This window comes from Vibrio sp. S12_S33 (genome assembly GCF_963889785.1).
Lineage (GTDB): Bacteria > Pseudomonadota > Gammaproteobacteria > Enterobacterales > Vibrionaceae > Vibrio > Vibrio aestuarianus.
Genome location: NZ_CAWPQZ010000018.1, coordinates 22,345 through 41,227, shown reverse-complemented (window position 1 = coordinate 41,227; position 18,883 = coordinate 22,345). Strand labels below are relative to the sequence as shown.

The following is an 18,883-nucleotide window of genomic DNA, read 5'->3' as shown; positions in this document are numbered from 1 at the left end:
TTGGCGGGGCTGTTTTACACCATGATTGAGTTTACTTAAGCGTTAACTAAATAAGTGTTTATTGAAGTTGGTCGTAAAATGGAATGATAAAAGTTAATTAAACATAGAATTTTTGGCACCAGTGTATTAAAAACAAGACATTATTACTGTTTTTTCATTGGGCGAAAAAAGTAAAGACAATGTTTAACCTTCAAGTAATGAAGGTTAAACATTGTTAGGGGGTAATTACATGACGGCTTTCCCCAGGTTTCTGGTCGGATTGATGCTCTTAACGGTCATTACAGTAGTGACATATCTTGCTATTGGTGATCAAAAGGTACTAAAAATCACACCCTCTCAATACTCTTTTCATCCAACAAATGATCAGTTTGATGGGGGGCTATCGACATCTGAGCTAAGTATTCAAAATGGGCAAGCACATCTTAGTTGTGATTTGTTATCAAGTAACTACCAATGGCCTTATTGTGGGATTTCTATTCACGCTAATGATGATCCTCGAGTTGGTTTGGATTTGTCTGATTATCACACCGTTAGGTTAAGTATTGATTTTACGTATAGTCAATCTGCCTCTCCTCCTGCGATACGTTTTTATCTGCGAAATTTTAATCATGAATATTCAACTATTGAGAATGAATATACACATAAATACAATGGGTTAGAGTTCCCACTTGGGGGTAAAGGTGAGATTGAAATTCCGATGGCAAACCTTCAAGTCATGACGTGGTGGCTGGTGGATAACCGCATTGGTATTGAACATTCTGCGCCCGAATTTAGTAATGTGAATAAAATTGAGTTTGCTACAGGATCTGGAAGTGAACTCGGTCATTATGAGATGCACGTCAATAGTGTGGAGTTTATCGGCGCTTGTGTTAACGGTGAGCATCTATTCCTATTTTTATTGAGCTTTTGGATGTTGGTTGGCTTATCTATTTCATTCAATGAGATGCGCAAAAGTCGGCATGAGGCCCAACTTGCACTACAGCGCCAAGAGCATTTAAAAATTATTAACCGCACACTTCGTTCTCAAAACATTAAGTTTGCCGAAATGGCTCATCGCGACTCTTTGACCGGTGCGTTAAACCGCAATGGAATTCGAGAATGGTTAAATAAGTACGCACGCAAGGTGCGTTGGTCTGATACTCAATTTTGTATGTTGTATATCGATATTGACCATTTTAAACGAGTCAATGATAGCTATGGCCACACGACCGGAGACGATATTTTGCGAGAGTTTGCCATGGTAACAATGAGCACTCTTGTGGAAAAAGATCGCTTAGTTCGGTGGGGTGGGGAAGAGTTTATTGTATTTTGCGTTGACACTTCGCTCCAAGAAGCTTGTACTAGAGCTGAAAAATTAAGGCGCAGAGTTGAAGCACACCTTTGGGTTCATGGTGATAAGTTAACGTGTAGTATTGGTGTTGCTATGATGGGGGACGAGCGTACTACTGAAATGATTGCCAGAGCTGATGATGCTTTGTATCAAGCCAAAAACAAAGGGCGTAATCGTGTTGAGATCAACTACGGGCTTGTACAACGAGAAGCGAGTTAGTTGTTATCGATGAGTTGTGCTCCGTCAGCGTGAGAATCATCAATCATAATTGGTTCTTTAGGCCCCAGAAACCTTGGCTGTGTATGGATGATATAGAGATCTAAGAAAGCTTTTGTTCGAGCAAAAACCTCGCGTAATCTCACTTTAAAACCAGAGCTATTGGTCGGGCCAGACACGGCTAAACATTGGGCGTTAATGTTATGGTGGTTTGCAATGAATAGCGCGCGCTCACAATGAAATTGCTGAGAAATGATTAAGAAGTTATCGGTTTCAAAAATACGCTTCGCTCGTATGATGGAATCTAAGGTTCGAAAACCAGCATAGTCCAAGTAGATATTTTCAGTTGGAACTCCCGCTCGTAATAAGTCACGTTTCATTGTCCAAGGTTCATTGTATGAACGGTGGGCATTGTCGCCACTCAGTAAGAAGTTTTTAACTTTTCCTTGATCATAGAGAGAAATAGCCGCCTCTACGCGGTGGGTATAATATTCATTGAGTATTTTCCCCAAATATTTGCTGGTTCCAAGTACAACCGCGACTTGGAATTCACCAACTTGCGACTGGTCAGTCAAAATTTGCTCAGACGCTTGCCAGCTTACCCAGCGATCGATACCAACAACGCCTACACATAGCAAAATTAATAAAATAGATGCATAACGAAGTAGTTTGGAAAGATATTTTTTCCAAAAATTCTGGAGTTTATGTGAGAGGGAAGAGTTTAACACTAAATTTGACGGTTCCTTTGCGCCCATATTCCGATAACAGTAAAAGATAACATAACAATGCTAAACATAATGCCTTGTTCTAACTTTGAAAGTGTCTGAGCAAGGTAAGGGCTTGCTTTGATAATGATCAAACCGTAACCAAAGGCGTTAATCAATATAAATGCCAATGTACGTACAACAAAGTGCTGATTGCGCATTAATCGACGTATAAAAGTGTTGATATCCGAGCCTAGCATCACCAATAAACAGGCGATGAAGGCTGTAGAAATCTCACCCAGATAGGGAGCAATATAGTGCCCTGCAGGGGCCAAAAAATTCATCATATTGATTCACAAATAAAGCCGCTAGCGTTTTGCTCGGCAGTGCGTTTCCCTTACTCATTGAAGTTGTAGCGAGGCATGTTGCGCTTGCTAACCCCAATCACAGCGTTGATTTAGTGATTGGGGCAGTAGTTTACTTGTCGCTAACCTGCAACTGGATAATACAACGGATTGCTTATCAGTTAGAACGCTGTGCGTTTATAACGGCGATAGGTCGGTTGCCAGAAATGCTGCTCGATGGCACTTTCTAATACATCGTCAGAGATTTCAAGAGCAACACCCTGCTCAATTGCCATTTTAGCGACAGCGAAAGCGATTTTTTTAGAAACCGAGTGGATCGCTTCTAGTGGTGGAAGCAATGCGCCGTGTCCGTTTAGTGCCAGTGGTGAGCACAAGGCAAGTGCACGACTTGATTCCATCAGCATTTCATCGGTGACGCGGCTAGCGTTAACCGCTAGCACGCCTAAGCCGATGCCTGGGAAGATGTAGCTATTATTGCACTGCGCAATCGGGTAGGTTTTACCATTGTGTTGAACAGGATCAAACGGACTGCCAGTGGCAACTAAGGCTTCGCCATTTGTCCAACGAATAATGTCGTTCGGTGTCGCTTCTACGCGACTGGTTGGGTTGGACAATGGGAAAATAATCGGACGTGGGCAATGCTTGTGCATTTCAGTGATCACTTCTTCACTGAACAAACCAGGGGCACCAGAGACACCAACCAAAACGGTTGGTTTACCATTACGCATTACATCGTGAAGTGAGAAGCCGCTGCCTTCAGTCACCCAATCTTGTGTATCGGTATTTTTTTGCACTAGACGTTGTTGGAAGTCGAGTAAGTTAGGCATCCCTTCCTGTAATAGACCCCAACGATCCACCATATAAACTTGAGAGCGTGCTTGTGCATCTGAAATGCCTTCAGAAACCATTTGTGCGATGATCGCTTCAGCAATACCACAACCAGCGGAACCTGCGCCTAAGAAGGCGATACGTTGTTCTGATAGCTGGCTGCCTGCCGCTTTACAAGCTGCCAATAACGAACCGACGGTAACTGCAGCGGTGCCTTGGATATCATCATTGAAACAACAAATGCGGTTTTTATAACGTTCAAGCAGTGGCATGGCATTTTTCTGTGCAAAATCTTCGAATTGGATCAAAGCATCAGGCCAACGACGTTGTACCGCTTGAATAAATTCTTCCACAAAAGCGTCATATTCTGCGCCAGTAATTCGCGGATGACGCCACCCCATGTACATAGGATCTGCAAGTCGTTGCGGGTTGTTGGTGCCGGCATCAAGAACAATCGGCAGTGTGTAAGCTGGGCTAATACCACCACATGCGGTATAAAGTGCCAGTTTGCCGATCGGAATTCCCATGCCGCCAATGCCTTGGTCACCTAAACCTAGAATGCGTTCACCATCGGTCACTACGATGACTTTCACGTTATGGTTAGCGGCGTTATTTAATAAGTCATCGATACGATCTCGATTTGGGAATGAGATGAACAAACCGCGTCCACGGCGATAAATATTCGAGAAATTTTCACATGCGGCACCAACCGTCGGTGTATAGATGATAGGCATCATCTCAGTAATGTGATTTTGTACCAAACGGTAGAAAAGCGTCTCATTGGTATCTTGGATATTGCGTAGGTAGATATGCTTGTCCATATCACTTTCGAAGCTGCAGTACTGCTGATAGGCACGTACCACCTGTTCTTGAATGGTTTCCGTTGTTTCAGGAAGCAGCCCTTCTAAATTGAACGATCTGCGTTCTGAAGCACTAAATGCACTGCCTTTATTGAGCAGCGGGGTACTGAGTAGAGCAGGGCCAGCATAGGGAATATAAAGAGGGCGTTTGTCGTTATTCATTGTAAGCCTATTATAGGGTGGAGAGGAGACTCGAAAATGATAACGGTTTACTCATGATATTGTAAATAGATGAGCCATGATACATAACGCAGAATACTGAACTAAAAGGGATAAAACGTTATCTTGCACCTAATTTAAGTTGTTTGAGTATATAATCCTCTACAAATGTCTTCAGACTCTTATTTACATGCAATTTTTACCTATTGATACACTAGAAAAGTCATTCAAATCTGAGCTACTCATTCAGCATTTAGTCGTTGAAGCAGAAACGGGATCAGGGAAGTCGACCCGTTTGCCTTTGTGGTCATTACATGTGGGCAGGGTACTAGTGATTGAACCAAGGCGTATCGCTTGTACCTCATTGGCAAGTTTTCTGGCCAATGAACATAATGAACCTGTAGGTAAAACGATAGGTTATGCTATCAAGTTAGAGCAGTATTTCGATGCCAATACACAAGTTGTATTCGTAACACCTGGTGTGGCTTTACGTTGGTTTGCTGAAAATAAATTGCATGATTTCAAGGTGGTCATGGTTGATGAATTTCATGAACGCCGCTGGGATACCGATCTATTAGTTGCATTGCTTAATCAGCAGCAAACACATCGTATTGTTTTAACTTCAGCAACGATTGAGGGAGATAAGTTGGCACGTTATATTCATGGTAAGCGGTTAGTGGCGCAAGGTCGAAAGTTTAATGTGGCTGTTAACTACCGTGCCAATGACAGCCGCCAGCTTCCAGATGCAAGACATTTAGAGCAGCGAGTGAAGGCGGAGGTCGTTAGTGCTTATGGAGTAACTCAAGGTGATATCCTAGTTTTTCTCCCTGGTCGTAAAGAAATTCAGCAATGCCAACAGGCATTATTTAACCTCGAAGATTTACTGGTGCTGCCACTTCATGCGGCGGTGTCAGAGCATGAACGTGAGCTTGCGTTAACGATCCAACCGCAACAAAAAGTCATTCTTGCCACCAATGTAGCGGAAACCTCACTCACTATTCCTAATGTGACAGTTGTTATTGATAGTGGCTTAGAGCGCAGAACTGAGCAACGCAACGGTCGTACCACTTTAAGTTTAAAGCATATTTCTAAAGCGAGTGCCAATCAGCGTTCGGGACGGGCAGGGCGTGTGATGGATGGAACTGCGGTGCGGCTATATGGTCAACATGCCGCGCTTGCTAATGTCACGCCACCAGAGCTACAACGCGAGGAATTAGTTGAAGCTATGCTTGCGAGCGCGAGTTGTGGTTATCCACTGCCGAGATTAACGTTTCTAGAGCCGCTGCCAGAAAAAGCACTAAAGAGTGCACTGACTATATTGCGCCAGATGGACGCCATTGATGAAGATGGCCAAGTTACAGAGCATGGCTTACAACTCGCGCCACTTCCCATTGACAGCTTATATGCCGATTTAGTCACGCGAATGCCTTCAAAAGCATTGAAAGAAGCGATGGTTGATTTAACCGCTGCCCTTTCGGTCTCTGCTTCACTCTATTCGTTATCCAGTAATGAGGAGGCATTAGATTCCTTAGTACAGCAAGAACCTCGTCAGTGCGATGGGCAATTATTGATCCGAATAGTCCGTGGAGAAACCTTTTGCGGGGTAACGGTTGATCAACAGGTTCTCAAGGAAGCAAAGAGATTATCAGCACAAATGAGAGCAATCTTCGTGTTGCCCCACCTAGACGTTGCCTCCCGTTATCAAAGATCTAGTTTGGCAAAAGAAATCGCTCGTTTACACCCTGAACTCGTTTTTGTTCGTCGAGAAAAACGTCGAGATGCGCTTGGTAATGGCCAAATGGAAGTTATGCCAGCAAGAAACAGCCGTTTTAGCCAAGAGTGTCAAGCAGCATTGGTATTAGACCAACACAGTTTGGCCGGGCGAGGCGTTAAGCAAACGCTGACCTTAGCGACAGTAATGATGCCAATTGATCTGGCGATAATTGATGAACTTAATTTGGGAGAGTGGCAGCAAGATGATGTAATTTATGATAATGGCAAACTCAATACTCGTTTGAATCTGATCTACGCGGGACGCAAAATTGTAAGTCGACAGGTTGAAGCGTGTGGTGAGTTTGCCATTATCCCCTTAGTTGAAGCGGTTAAAAATGGCGATATTCTACCGGGTTTAGCTCAGACTCGGATGACAGAGATTGCGCATTGGCGCTTATATGTTGAGCTTGGTTTGGATGAAACAAAGACTTCCCACCACCACATGACTTTTGATCGTTGGTTTAAAGATCAGCTTAAAACATTAGAAGTTAGCAGCTTAGAAGATCTATCTATATTTGATGTCGACGATTTTGAGTTTGATGGTATTCCATATTGGCAGTATGAGGATTTTGCTAATACTTACCCCTTTGAGCTTTATCTAGGTGATCTTAACTTAAGCGTTGAATACCATGTTGCTAAGAAGCTCATTTATCTTGTGTACAAAAGTGGTTTACGAAAAGGTGATCCTAAACGTTGGGAGTTACCAAGATGGCAAGGCTTTAGAATTCAATATAAAAAAGCGAGTCGTATTGTCGATATAAGGTGATATTTTCCTTCACTGTTTGAAATATTAATCAATCAGGCACATATGTCGTAAAGTCTGTTTGTGTTTTGTTACATAACTGATTTTTATATAGCTATTTCGCGAGAAGATTGGGCATAAAAGACGATTTTTTTATATCCTATTGCTATATAGATAAGCTTATATGATACTGAGTGCAGTATGCTACTAATTTGTCGGAGGACAAAATGAATACACAAGAAATAAATCGTGCCGTGTTCGATTACACGACATTTCTTGGTGCTTCGTGTAATAAAAAATGGACTTTTATTGAAGCGATGACGTCATTTGCGCCGATCTTTGGGATGATGTGGAAAGACAGCATTAAAGAATTATCGACTCCAGAAGATCGCTTGTGGGAAATGGCGCTAAAATCGTTGTCACCACGCCGTAGTGATGAATCTAATCTCATTTCATTAGTGAAACTTGCGAAGCTAGAAGGGATCGATGAGCTAACTTTAGTGATGCCATATCCATTGGACTCGGAGCAGATTCAGGCGATTGAGAGTAAAAGCAAAACGCTCATTCGAACGATCAAACAAGATGAGTTTGTCATTACGCTATAGATAGTATATGTCTTCATATAATAACGGGGCGTATAGCCCCGTTGTCTTAAATACCAGCCTATAGACCTAGTCAATTAAGCCATATTGCGTATTTAAAATATCAATGATCTCTTGTTTCGGATTTTTGCTAAGTTCGACAGGGCGACCAATGATCTTTTCCGCAATTCCTAAGTAAGTTTTTGAAATGTCCATCAGTGCTTTCAAAGGTAAAGCATTATCACGAGCGAGTGCCTCACGCTCAGTCATTCTTTCTTTATTAAGTAAGATATCGGGATCAGGAAAATAGTTAAGTAAGAATTGACGGAAACCTTCTTTGGAATTTTCAACGATTTCCCCATGCTGGTAAGCATTATTATCCCAAATACGAGATGAATCCGGCGTACCGACTTCATCCATATAAATCAGCTTTTCAATGCCGTTGGTATCAGCTACATAACCAAACTCAAATTTAGTATCAACGAATATTTGATCCACCTTTGCAAGTGCTTGACTTATAACACCAAAACCTTCCTTCAGTAGTTTCTCATAAAGTGCAATATCGTCAGCGCTGTTGAAGTTGAAGGAAGAAAAATTTTCTTCAATATTGCGGCGGGTTATGTTTACATCGTCAGCTTCAGGTACGCCCGGTACGCCTTTTAAAATACCTTTTGTTGATGGTGTAATTAGCATTTCAGGTAGGGCTTTATCTTTTTGTAGCCCTTCCGGAAGCTGAATACCACAGAATTCACGCTCGCCTTTCTCATACGCACGCCACATTGAACCAGTAATGTATTGGCGGCAAATAGCCTCAATTTTTACTGGTTTGGCTTTTTGAACAATCCACACGAAAGGGTGAGGGATATCTAGGATATGGCTATCAGCTAAGCCATTATCTTTAAATAATTTAAACCAATGGTTTGATATTGCATTCAATGCTGCACCTTTACCGGGAACACCTTTGATGTCACCTTCAGCGTGCCAAATACAATCAAAGGCCGATATTCTGTCGCTAATGACCATAATTGCTAAAGGGGCATCTGGTGCGACGTTGTATCCTTTTTCTTGAATTAAACGGCGGCTGTCTTCTGCCGTTAGCCAATAAACGGAGCGGACTTTGCCACTGTGAACAGGTTGGTGAGTGCGAATTGGGAGGTCGTCATTGACGGCAAGAACTTGATCAGCGAGGCTCATTTAGACATTCCTATCTTTTTCAAACGTCATACAGAGAAGATATCTCTAGCATAAAGCAGGTATGGATATCGATTAACTGTGCGCATCATACCAGAACTACGGTTCGCTGCCAGATAAATAGCAATCGTTTGCTTTTTATCTGGCTACTTTATTGGATTTTGAGTTTATAGAAAGAAATAAAGGAGAAAAATAATGAAAAAAACCTTCCCAGAGGGAAGGCAAAAGACAGTGTATAAACGTTGATCTTAATTAATGGAATTGTGGATGTCTGCCTTCAACGAAAAACACTTCACATTGATGTTCTGCCGCCAACTGTTTCAATAATGCTTGGTTAACCGTTTCGATGCCGTTTGAGGCGATAACGGCGCTAGCATTACCTGATTGAATTGCTTTAATCACAATCTCTAACTCAGATAGAGATTGAGAAGGTTTCATATGAATTACTCTATCGCAATGTATGTTGAAGGAAGCAAATTGTTGGTATTGAGGACGAGGGCATTCAGCGGTAAATAATATCCACTGTTGTTGCTGTTGAGACAGTCCAGCCAATTTTGACATCATGTTCTCTACAGTACCCTTTTGCGGACGTGAAGAAGTATACCGATGATGTCTAACTAGAGTGTGTGATCTGAAATTTGCTTGAAACATAACACTGTCCTTTTACACATGCTGTATGTGTGTACAGTATTTTAAGAGATTGGTTTGATCAAGTTATTTTTGTTGTTTTTATCAGCAAAAAAGATCGATTTAATTATGGGCTTTTCTTTAATCTATTGATTTATTTTGAGTTTTTTTGAAAATTCTGCTGTTTAAAAAAACAACGATATTACGAATTTTGTGATCTAGATAGACTAAGGATGGCCGTAGCAATACCTGTATATCCATCAGTTATGGGGGGATTAAAGTTCGATAGCTTACGTGGATAAATCAAAAAAGCGCCAAAAGGCGCCTTTCTGTCGAACATATACGACTTTACTGTGAAAGTGACTGTCGTTCTCTTACTGCTTGTTCTGCAATATTAAATTGTCTTACGTCCATTCTTGCAAACTCATTACAGTTTTCACATGAGTTGTGCGATTTTCCATCAATATAGTTGTGTTTAGTTAGTAGCTTTGGTTGTTTACACCAATCGCAGATACCTTCAATCGTAAACATTTTATCTCCCCACCTAGACTATTTAGGTGCAATTCTCACGCGAGATTATCTCATATTAAAAACAAATAAGTTAACTATTTGTTACTAAAATTGAGATGGTGATCGATTGCATTGCCTTTGTTTTATTAGGGTGAAGGTTAGTTATGAAACATCCAGAAATGAAATTTACTTTTTATTAACACTGCACAGAATGATTTTTAACGCAGCATTCAAACGTTTCATTTCATCTTGAGAGCCTTTTAGATCAGGATGATAGATTTTCGAAAGTTGTTTATAACGGAGCTTAATGGCTTTTTCATCGGGAAGATCCGAGGGTTTGAATCCAAATAGCGTACATGCCAGCAATAGTTTTTGATCTTGAGATTGGTTTGTATGCAGTTGTTGCTGTCTTTTGAGTTCTCTAAATAGAGTTTCTAATTGTCTCTTTTGTTGTTTGATGACGAAAGCTTGGGATTGATTGTCTTTTTGTAATTTATTGTTTGCTTGATTCTTATTTTTGCGGTGTCTTTTAATCAAAAATCGATAGATGTACCAAATGACTAAGCAGATGATCGCTAACACAATCAATGATAAGTAATCAGCCATGATGTCGGCTTGCGGTTTTGTTGTTGGTGCTGAATTTATTGATGCTTCTTCTTCAGAAGTTGTGGTGAATGCACTGTTTAGTTGTTCAATAGAAGAAATTTGTTTGGCTCGTTGTTTATTAAATTTTTCCTCGAGCACTCGAGCATAACCTTCTTCAGCTTGAGCATTTTCGGCTGCCGCAGCGTGGTACCAAATTTCTGAAAGTTCAAGTGGCGATGGGGATGATGGCAGTGTTTCATACAGCTGAGCAAGTCGCAGTTGAGCATCAATGTTGCCAGTAGTTGCCAGATCGGTTAGCCAGAAAATAGCTTGAGAGGTACTTTGGGTCGTTCCTAAACCTTTGAGATAGGCATCGGCCAATTTGAGTTTAGCCAGGGGGTGATCATTATGCGCCGCTTGTTGATACCAATAAAAAGCATTGTCCTGATTTTTCACAACACCATTACCTTGTTGGTAACTCAAGGCTAATTGATATTGTGCATTCGGGTTCTGCTGTTGTGCTTGAGCGGTCAGTTCTGTCAATGAACCAGCCATAACAAATGAAGAGATTAATAGGCATAAACTCAGGACAAATCTCAAATTATCACCTTCAAGTTACGGGTTATGGCTATACACACTTTAGTTGAATTGCATCAGATAAACAGAACATCAACAAGTATTTCTGATTATTTGAGTCTCTTGGGGACTACTGGAGCGCCATCTATAGGGCGACTCACCGATATCTTGCGACCTTTTTTGAGCCCCGTTTCGTAGTCTGCGGTGATATTTTTCATCGCATCTCTAAGTTGCTGTTTGAAGGTTTCGCGATCAATGTTCTTGAATTCTTTGTCGATGTAATTATTGATTTTATTATTCGATTCATCATCAGCGGTAATGGTTGGCAGCTTTTCGAGAGCTCCTTCTATCCAACCCGATACAAACGAATTGACGCGACGAGTGACCTCTGTGTTAGACGTGCCACTGCCTGCAAAACTATTTCTAAATTGACCTGTGTGCTCATTCATTTCACGATATATGATGTCAAAAGCAAAAGCGGCAAAAATAGCACGATCAGCCTCACCAATAAACTCGACACGCTTAAGACCTTTATGGTTCAGCAGTACCGCTTCAACGCCAAACTTGGTGTTAATACCACGAATGACACGTAGCAATGAAGAGCCAATAGAAGTAGGCAATAAGTGAGTGGATTGGGTTTTGCCCATCTTGATAAATTCAATATCATCTTTATCAAGTCCATACTTGAGCATGAGGCGGTGAGCCATTTTGATGGCATTAGCCGCTTCATTCACATTGGCGGAATTACCAAGCTCAAGGCATTTAGCGATTTTCTTTAAGGCTTTTTGTTTATCCATCAATTTGCAAATACAGTGCTTCAACTTTTAGAAAAGTTCGGCATTTTAGCGGTTTTAAGTGGGAAGTGAAAGCCAAGCAGAAGTCGCTACCTAGTTTTAGGCAGCGAGAGTAGCGATTAAAGGGTGTTAAATCCCCAGTTCATCAAGCAAGTCAGTGGTAATATCTGTATTACTATTTTGTTGTTCGTCGCGTTTTGCTTTCTCTGAAAGTTTTTGTTGAGTCGCTTCTAAAATGGCATCAGGGCTTTCATCTTCTTGTATCTCAAACTCTTCAAGTTGGATAAACTCTGTTTTATCCATCGCTAACTCAAGATAGAAAATATTGTTATTTTCTGTCGAGAAGGTTACTCGGCGGGCTTGAGGTCGGTCTAAATTCGTATCAACAGACAAAATAACCTGTTTATTTAACGACAGCATTTTGGGTTGGTTTTGAGTGATGTTAGTTTGCAGCTCTTTACGGATTTTGTTGGTGAAATCACCCACGAGTTGATTCATCAATTCACCAAGTACGTCACCCACTTCATCAGAAGTGTGTAATACCGCAAGTTCTTCCTCTGGCATTCCCATATTACGCATATAGCTAGTGTATATTTCTAATGCTGCTTTAGCAGTAAAGTTAATCACCACCAGTCCAGAGAACCCCCCATCAAACAGTACAAAACAACCGAAATCAGGCTTTAGTGATGTCTTGTTGATTTTTTGCACCATGGCTGAGTAGGCGACATTGGTTGCTGTCGCTGAGCTGAGGACGCCCGATACAGATTGGCAAAGTTTCAACAAGATGTCTTCGGTCGTAACAATTTTATTTTTTTTCATTCTTATATCCGTAATGTGCAATGGCTTAAAAAAGGCTGATATTGAATCCAATAAGAAAAATGCAACCCATAGATCCATTCTTGCATTGAAATTCTGATTTGATCACCTTTTTAAATGTTGTAAAGTGACGAAATTCAAAGATTAATATCAAATTAACCATTAACCCACAGCTGATTGGATCAGCACAGTAGGGGCAGGAAGCAAATGTTACCAAGACTTCACCACCAATCAGACGTCGATCCCGTTGTTTTGAGCTTTTTACAACAACTCAAAGCAGAAGGGTTTAGTGGCGATATTGAATCACAATACTCTAGTCGACTCGCCGTTGCTACTGACAACAGCATTTACCAGCAATTACCTCAAGCGGTGGTCCACCCAAAATCGACGCATGATGTATCTCTTATAGGTAAGATTAGTTCAAAACCTGAATTTGAGAGAGTGACATTTTCACCGCGCGGTGGTGGTACGGGGACCAACGGCCAATCGTTAACGAAAGGTGTTGTAGTTGATTTGTCTCGCCACATGAATCAAGTCATTGAAATTAATGCAGAAGAAGGATGGGTACGTGTTCAAGCTGGTGTTGTGAAAGATCAGCTTAATGATGCAGTACGCCCTTATGGCTATTTTTTCTCGCCCGACCTTTCAACCAGTAATCGCGCTACATTGGGTGGCATGATTAATACTGATGCTTCTGGGCAAGGGTCATTGAAATATGGCAAAACCTCAGACCATGTGCTGTCGTTACAAGCGGTATTTGCCGATGGATCACTGCTTGAGTCTGATATGTCACTTGGTATGGCTGAACAAGGTTCATTTGCAGATCAAGCGTTACAAGTGACCGAAGCGGTGTGCCGTGAAAAGCGGGCGCAAATTGTTGCGAAATTCCCAGCACTTAACCGTTTTCTGACCGGTTATGATCTCAAAAATGCTATTGATGAAGAAAGTGATTCGTTTAACCTGACCCGTGTATTGTGTGGTGCAGAAGGATCTCTGGCATTTATTACCGAAGCCACGCTAAACCTAACCCCTATCCCTAAAGCTCGTACGTTAGTCAATGTGAAATACAACACTTTTGATTCAGCATTGCGTAATGCTCCTTTGATGGTCGAAGCCAAAGCGTTATCGGTTGAAACGGTTGATTCAAAAGTACTGAACCTGGCCAAGCAAGATATCGTTTGGCACAGTGTTAGTGACTTGCTTGCAGATGTCCCAGGCAAGGAGATGCAAGGCATCAACATGGTTGAATTTGCAGGGCAAGATGAACAAGAGGTTTCGGAGCAAGTTCAAGCACTAACAATGCGCCTTGAGAAAATGCTTACCAATCAAGAAGCAGGCATTATTGGCTACCAAGTGTGTAGTGATTTAGCTAGCATCAACCGTATCTATAACATGCGTAAAAAAGCGGTTGGCTTATTGGGTGCGGCAAAAGGCCGAGCAAAACCAGTCGCATTCGCCGAAGACACGTGTGTACCGCCAGAAAACTTAGCAGACTTTATTGCTGAATTTCGAACCTTACTTGATAGCAAATCGCTCAGTTATGGCATGTTTGGTCATGTGGATGCAGGAGTTCTTCACGTTCGACCAGCGTTAGATTTGTGTGACCCCCAACAAGAACTGATGATGCATGAAGTGTCGGATGAAGTCGTCAAGCTTGTCGCAAAATATGGCGGTTTGATGTGGGGTGAGCATGGCAAAGGTTATCGCTCACAATACGGTCCTGAATTTTTTGGTGAGGAACTGTTTACTGAATTGCGACGAGTCAAAGCGGCGTTTGACCCACACAATAAGATGAACCCCGGCAAAATATGTACCCCTCTCGATACTAATTTTGAATTAGTGAAAGTGACGGATACTAAACGTGGGTACTTTGATCGCCAAATCGATGTTCAAGTTCGTGACAGTTTCAAGCAAGCGATGGAGTGTAACGGAAACGGTCTCTGTTTTAATTATGATACTAGCTCTCCGATGTGCCCATCGATGAAGGTCACCGCTGATCGTCGTCAATCACCAAAAGGTCGAGCAGGGTTAGTCCGGGAATGGTTACGCCAATTAACGGAGCAAGGTGTTGATATTCTTGATCTTGAAAAACAAGTGTTAGAATCGTCACCTACCATCAAAACAATGATTGAGCGTGTTCGTAATTCATTAAATAAACGTCATCAATACGATTTTTCTCACGAAGTTTATGAAGCGATGAATGGCTGCTTGGCATGTAAAGCATGTGCTAGTCAGTGTCCAATCAAAGTGGATGTACCGAGTTTTCGTTCGCGTTTCCTCAATATTTACTATTCACGCTATCAACGCCCAGCAAAAGATTACTTGGTTGCAAATATTGAAAGCATGTTGCCGTTAATGGCGCAGGTACCACGAGTGGTAAATGCTGCGCTTTCACAAAAGTGGGTGCAAAGTTTGACTGCATCAACGGTTGGGTATGTCGATGCACCGCTGTTGTCTGTGCCAACTTTGGCAAAACGTGTGGCTGGCCATAGCGTTGATTTTAACTTGCAGCGTTTGGCTGGATTGTCTCAACAAGACCGCGATCAACATGTGATTGTGGTGCAAGATCCATTTACAAGCTATTACGATGCAGACGTGGTTGAAGATTTCATCCAATTACTGATCAAGTTGGGCAAAAATCCAATTCTGTTGCCGTTTAAACCTAACGGTAAAGCACAACATATTAAAGGTTTCTTAAAACAGTTCACCTCAACGGCGCAAAATACCGCGGCATTTTTATCACAAGTGGCTGATCTTAATATTGCGATGGTCGGTGTTGACCCGGCACTTGTGCTCTGTTATCGCGATGAGTACAACGAGATTCTGGGCGATAAGCGTGGTGATTTTGATGTATTGACTGTGCATGAATGGTTGTTGCCTCGTTTGGCCGAGTTTAATACTAGTGAAGCTTTAGATACCGAGGCTTGGTATTTGTTTGCTCATTGTACCGAGAAAACAAAGTTGCCTAATGCAGAAAAAGAGTGGGGGATGATTTTCACTCACTTTGGCGCAAAACTTCATACCGTTCCTGTCGGTTGTTGTGGCATGGCTGGAACCTTTGGTCATGAACTCGATAAACTTGAAATGTCCAAAGATATTTATGGTTTAAGTTGGCAACCAAGTTTAGAAAAATTGCCGAAGGAGCGCTGTTTGATCACTGGTTATTCGTGTCGTAGCCAAGTTAAACGCTTCGAGCACTTTAAACCAAAGCATCCTCTACAAGCGTTGTTAGCCTTGGTGTAAATTATCCGAGTGTTGGTTAAGCAAATAGCCCAGTTTGTGACTGGGCTTTTTTCTAGATTTTATGGCTATACTTGGAGTTGCAGTAAGATTGAGAGAGTAAACGATGGATAAATTAGAACTTAAGATTCCACCAGTCGCGGTGTTTATCGTAGCACTGGTGTTGATGAATCGTCTTTCCCACCTCTTTGTTTTTGCCAGCATTACATTGCCTTTACCTGCGGTGGTATTTACGATTTGCTTCGTGCTGTCCGGCATTGTCGGCTTGTGGGGCATTCATGAATTTCGCAAAGTGCAAACGACAGTTAATCCAACTAAGCCGGAAAACGCATCATGTGTTGTTGATAGTGGAATTTATCGTTACTCACGCAATCCTATGTATTTAGGGTTGCTTTTACTACTTTTTGCTACGGCTTATTGGCAACAAAACATACTAAGTTTTGCCATTGTCTTTTTGTTTGTATGGTTTATGAATCGGTTACAGATCCTCCCAGAAGAACGGGTTTTGGAGAGACTGTTTGGTGAGGAGTATGTTGATTATAAACAGCGAGTGAGGCGCTGGATTTAAAAGCCCCACCAAGTTGGCAGGGCTATGGGTATCTATGTATGGTTGTTATGCAGCTGCAGAAAACTTAGCTAGAAACATCTCTTTGCGTTCATTGAAGCGGTTAACCAAATCATCAACGGCATCTTGATCGTAAGGCTTGAGGCCACTTGCCACCATGCGTTTTACGCCTTTACCGACAACTTTACCTTCCTCTTTAAAGACAAAATTCAGGGTAACTACGCCACGTTTACCATCCACATCAAAGGATGCACCGGAAAACGACACTTCAGGATGAGTTAGATCTAAGCGGTTAAATTCCACTTCCATGCTTTCATAAATAACCAATGGACGTTGGCAGTTGATCATCATCTGCGCTTCTTCCATTAGTGGAACCATGATGTGTGGGAAGTTCATACCTGAGAATTGAACGTAATTAGTGACCACATGCTCGATAAAGGCCGCATCATGACTAACTTGGCCTTCACGGTTCATATGCAAGTATTCTTTACCACTCGTATCAACGACTGCACTTTCTTTATCACACTTATTTTCAATATGCAGTGCTATGCCGTCGTTCACCATGCCAGAAAAATTAAAACGCATTTTTTGGCTGATGCCTTCTTTTTGCAACAGCACTGCAAAGAGAAGATCGCCCGGTACACAGAAGCGCTTGCTATCTTCGTCGTGAATCGGATTGAAATCGCCCGCCACTTTTTTTGCAAAATGGCTCGCTTGTTGGCGAGTGAATTGGAATTGCTTGTCTTGATGTGAAAAATAAGGAGTCAGAAACATAATTTACGCTTTCTAGCCAAAACTGCGTTGGATTATAAGCGAAGAAAGTCGGATGAATGGTCTATCCAGTGAGATGAGCCTCACAAAAGGTGAGGCTCAGGTCGGTGTTTAAAAGCTCGGTAGTAGCATGTCGGGCATTAAGTGGTTATGAACGGCCAGCTTGAGTAGCGTATTGGCCTGTTCAATATCCGGTGAGAAGTAACGGTCTTTATCGTAAAACGGTACTTTCTCGCGCAGGATTTGTTTGGCTTCTTCGACTCGTGTTGATGACTTGTTGGGCGCTCTGAAATCTAGCCCTTGAGCTGCTGAAAGGTATTCAACGGCCAAAATTCCCCGTGTATTTTCGCTCATATCACGTAAACGGCGGCCAGCAAAAGTGGCCATGGATACGTGATCTTCTTGATTAGCTGAGGTTGGTAAGCTATCAACCGATGCCGGATGGGCAAGGGTTTTGTTTTCACTGGCAAGCGCTGCTGCTGTAACTTGCGCAATCATGAAACCGGAGTTGACGCCGCCATTATCGACTAAAAATGGAGGCAGCTTACTGAGTGCACTGTCAATCAAAAGTGCCATACGTCGTTCAGATAAGCTGCCGATTTCGGCAATCGCGAGTGCTAAGTTATCCGCAGCCATAGCAACAGGCTCTGCGTGGAAGTTGCCGCCAGAGATAATGTCACCGTCATCGGCAAAGACTAATGGATTGTCTGAAACCGCATTGGCTTCAACTTGCAAAATTTCAGCAGAATTGCGAATTTGTTGTAAGCAAGCACCCATAACTTGCGGTTGGCAGCGCAGTGAATAAGGGTCTTGTACTTTTTCACACGCGGTGTGTGAATCGCCAATTTCACTACTAATATCCAGCATATGTCGATAAGCTGTAGCGGCGTCCATTTGGCTACGATGGCCACGAACACGATGAATGCGTGGGTCGAATGGTCGACGGCTGCCTAGCGCCGCTTCAACTGACATGGCACCACACACGGTTGCTGATGCAAATAAATCTTCAGCAGCAAACAACCCTTCTAGTGCAAAAGCGGTAGAGGCTTGCGTGCCGTTTAGTAAAGCCAGTCCCTCTTTTGGTGCGAGGGTAATGGGTTCTAAACCTGCAATTTTTAATGCTTCTAAACCGGAAATTACCTCACCGTTGTGGCGTGCTTGACCTTCGCCCAGTAACACGGTGCTCATGTGTGCCAGTGGTGCAAGGTCGCCCGAAGCACCCACGGAACCTTTCTGTGGTACACAAGGGTAGACTTGGCTATTTACCAGCTCCATCAATGCGTTAATCACTGCAAGGCGAATGCCTGAAAAGCCCCGAGATAAGCTGTTGATTTTTAATATCATCATCAAACGAACGGTTTCATCCGACATGAATTTACCGATACCAGCTGCGTGTGAAAGGACAATGCTTCTTTGCAGAGTTTCCAGATCTTCAGGTGCGATTTTGGTATTGGCGAGCAGGCCAAAGCCGGTGTTGATGCCGTAAACGGTACGGTTTTCGGCGATAACTTGCTCAACCACTCGAGTGCTGGCTTCAATATCTGGTATAGCACTTGGATCAAGCGATACCACAACCGGTGAACGACTGATTTGGCGCAATTGTTTTAGGCTTAGTTGCCCTGGTTTAATAACAAGATTTAACATTTTCAT

At 42.3% G+C, this 18,883-nt stretch carries 16 protein-coding genes; 5 read left to right on the top strand and 11 right to left on the bottom strand.

What is annotated here, in order from left to right:
- Positions 1-229 precede the first annotated feature (229 nt).
- The gene (locus AACW06_RS10345) at positions 230-1,549 is read left to right on the top strand and encodes a GGDEF domain-containing protein (protein WP_176245704.1); all 1,320 of its coding nucleotides are present in this window, start codon (positions 230-232) and stop codon (positions 1,547-1,549) included.
- On the opposite strand, the gene AACW06_RS10340 is transcribed toward AACW06_RS10345, so the two are convergent.
- From AACW06_RS10340 to AACW06_RS10330, 3 genes are all read right to left on the bottom strand, one after another.
- Entirely contained in the window at positions 1,546-2,301 is a 756-nt protein-coding gene (locus tag AACW06_RS10340; RefSeq protein ID WP_176245705.1) for a SanA/YdcF family protein, read from the bottom strand. The two genes, AACW06_RS10345 and AACW06_RS10340, sit on opposite strands and share 4 nt — an antisense overlap.
- Positions 2,274-2,597, bottom strand: a complete 324-nt coding sequence (locus tag AACW06_RS10335; RefSeq protein ID WP_202884029.1) for a DUF3392 domain-containing protein — start codon at positions 2,595-2,597, stop codon at positions 2,274-2,276. The genes AACW06_RS10340 and AACW06_RS10335 overlap by 28 nt, the downstream gene beginning before the upstream one ends.
- A 179-nt stretch (positions 2,598-2,776) precedes the next feature.
- The gene (locus AACW06_RS10330) at positions 2,777-4,465 is read right to left on the bottom strand and encodes an NAD-dependent malic enzyme (RefSeq protein ID WP_176245706.1); all 1,689 of its coding nucleotides are present in this window, start codon (positions 4,463-4,465) and stop codon (positions 2,777-2,779) included.
- Between the two features lie 187 nt (positions 4,466-4,652).
- Here AACW06_RS10330 and AACW06_RS10325 point away from each other — a divergent pair, with 187 nt between their 5' ends.
- On the top strand, positions 4,653-7,001 hold the full coding sequence (locus tag AACW06_RS10325) for a helicase-related protein (protein ID WP_192074992.1): 2,349 nt from the start codon (positions 4,653-4,655) through the stop codon (positions 6,999-7,001).
- Between the two features lie 203 nt (positions 7,002-7,204).
- Complete coding sequence (locus AACW06_RS10320; RefSeq protein ID WP_192074991.1) at positions 7,205-7,582, top strand: transporter; 378 nt, start codon at positions 7,205-7,207, stop codon at positions 7,580-7,582.
- A gap of 66 nt (positions 7,583-7,648) precedes the next feature.
- On the opposite strand, the gene AACW06_RS10315 is transcribed toward AACW06_RS10320, so the two are convergent.
- From AACW06_RS10315 to AACW06_RS10290, 6 genes are all read right to left on the bottom strand, one after another.
- Entirely contained in the window at positions 7,649-8,752 is a 1,104-nt protein-coding gene (locus AACW06_RS10315) for a phosphoribosylaminoimidazolesuccinocarboxamide synthase (RefSeq protein WP_192074990.1), read from the bottom strand.
- Positions 8,753-9,001: 249 nt separating this feature from the next.
- Complete coding sequence (locus tag AACW06_RS10310; RefSeq protein ID WP_192074989.1) at positions 9,002-9,400, bottom strand: hypothetical protein; 399 nt, start codon at positions 9,398-9,400, stop codon at positions 9,002-9,004.
- Positions 9,401-9,724: 324 nt separating this feature from the next.
- On the bottom strand, positions 9,725-9,907 hold the full coding sequence (locus AACW06_RS10305; RefSeq protein WP_080996297.1) for a hypothetical protein: 183 nt from the start codon (positions 9,905-9,907) through the stop codon (positions 9,725-9,727).
- A 165-nt stretch (positions 9,908-10,072) separates the two neighbouring features.
- On the bottom strand, positions 10,073-11,071 hold the full coding sequence (locus tag AACW06_RS10300; protein ID WP_238336670.1) for a J domain-containing protein: 999 nt from the start codon (positions 11,069-11,071) through the stop codon (positions 10,073-10,075).
- Positions 11,072-11,157: 86 nt separating this feature from the next.
- Positions 11,158-11,844, bottom strand: coding sequence for a DUF2786 domain-containing protein (locus AACW06_RS10295; protein WP_192074988.1), 687 nt, complete (start codon positions 11,842-11,844; stop codon positions 11,158-11,160).
- Between the two features lie 126 nt (positions 11,845-11,970).
- On the bottom strand, positions 11,971-12,660 hold the full coding sequence (locus AACW06_RS10290) for a DUF3334 family protein (protein ID WP_192074987.1): 690 nt from the start codon (positions 12,658-12,660) through the stop codon (positions 11,971-11,973).
- Positions 12,661-12,864: 204 nt separating this feature from the next.
- Here AACW06_RS10290 and ydiJ point away from each other — a divergent pair, with 204 nt between their 5' ends.
- Both ydiJ and AACW06_RS10280 read left to right on the top strand, forming a co-directional pair.
- Positions 12,865-15,900 (top strand): D-2-hydroxyglutarate dehydrogenase YdiJ, encoded by a 3,036-nt coding sequence (ydiJ, locus tag AACW06_RS10285; protein ID WP_192074986.1) that lies wholly within the window; start codon positions 12,865-12,867, stop codon positions 15,898-15,900.
- A 103-nt stretch (positions 15,901-16,003) separates the two neighbouring features.
- Positions 16,004-16,465, top strand: a complete 462-nt coding sequence (locus AACW06_RS10280) for a methyltransferase family protein (protein WP_192074985.1) — start codon at positions 16,004-16,006, stop codon at positions 16,463-16,465.
- 45 nt (positions 16,466-16,510) lie between these two features.
- Here the strand turns inward: AACW06_RS10280 and AACW06_RS10275 are convergent, their stop codons facing one another.
- Together AACW06_RS10275 and hutH are read right to left on the bottom strand one after the other, a co-directional pair.
- The gene (locus tag AACW06_RS10275) at positions 16,511-17,236 is read right to left on the bottom strand and encodes a DUF3581 domain-containing protein (RefSeq protein WP_192074984.1); all 726 of its coding nucleotides are present in this window, start codon (positions 17,234-17,236) and stop codon (positions 16,511-16,513) included.
- A 108-nt stretch (positions 17,237-17,344) separates the two neighbouring features.
- On the bottom strand, positions 17,345-18,877 hold the full coding sequence (gene hutH / locus AACW06_RS10270) for a histidine ammonia-lyase (RefSeq protein ID WP_053309346.1): 1,533 nt from the start codon (positions 18,875-18,877) through the stop codon (positions 17,345-17,347).
- Between the last annotated feature and the right edge of the window lie 6 nt (positions 18,878-18,883).

Bases quoted from the DNA above. Each gene is read 5' to 3' on its own strand.
- AACW06_RS10290 (WP_192074987.1), bottom strand. From the start codon at position 12,660: ATGAAAAAAAATAAAATTGTTACGACCGAAGACATCTTGTTGAAACTT.
- AACW06_RS10330 (WP_176245706.1), bottom strand. From the start codon at position 4,465: ATGAATAACGACAAACGCCCTCTTTATATTCCCTATGCTGGCCCTGCT.
- AACW06_RS10320 (WP_192074991.1), top strand. From the start codon at position 7,205: ATGAATACACAAGAAATAAATCGTGCCGTGTTCGATTACACGACATTT.
- AACW06_RS10325 (WP_192074992.1), top strand. From the start codon at position 4,653: ATGCAATTTTTACCTATTGATACACTAGAAAAGTCATTCAAATCTGAG.
- AACW06_RS10305 (WP_080996297.1), bottom strand. From the start codon at position 9,907: ATGTTTACGATTGAAGGTATCTGCGATTGGTGTAAACAACCAAAGCTA.
- AACW06_RS10315 (WP_192074990.1), bottom strand. From the start codon at position 8,752: ATGAGCCTCGCTGATCAAGTTCTTGCCGTCAATGACGACCTCCCAATT.
- hutH (WP_053309346.1), bottom strand. From the start codon at position 18,877: ATGTTAAATCTTGTTATTAAACCAGGGCAACTAAGCCTAAAACAATTG.
- AACW06_RS10335 (WP_202884029.1), bottom strand. From the start codon at position 2,597: ATGATGAATTTTTTGGCCCCTGCAGGGCACTATATTGCTCCCTATCTG.
- AACW06_RS10310 (WP_192074989.1), bottom strand. From the start codon at position 9,400: ATGTTTCAAGCAAATTTCAGATCACACACTCTAGTTAGACATCATCGG.
- AACW06_RS10345 (WP_176245704.1), top strand. From the start codon at position 230: ATGACGGCTTTCCCCAGGTTTCTGGTCGGATTGATGCTCTTAACGGTC.
- AACW06_RS10280 (WP_192074985.1), top strand. From the start codon at position 16,004: ATGGATAAATTAGAACTTAAGATTCCACCAGTCGCGGTGTTTATCGTA.
- AACW06_RS10295 (WP_192074988.1), bottom strand. From the start codon at position 11,844: ATGGATAAACAAAAAGCCTTAAAGAAAATCGCTAAATGCCTTGAGCTT.
- AACW06_RS10340 (WP_176245705.1), bottom strand. From the start codon at position 2,301: ATGGGCGCAAAGGAACCGTCAAATTTAGTGTTAAACTCTTCCCTCTCA.
- ydiJ (WP_192074986.1), top strand. From the start codon at position 12,865: ATGTTACCAAGACTTCACCACCAATCAGACGTCGATCCCGTTGTTTTG.
- AACW06_RS10275 (WP_192074984.1), bottom strand. From the start codon at position 17,236: ATGTTTCTGACTCCTTATTTTTCACATCAAGACAAGCAATTCCAATTC.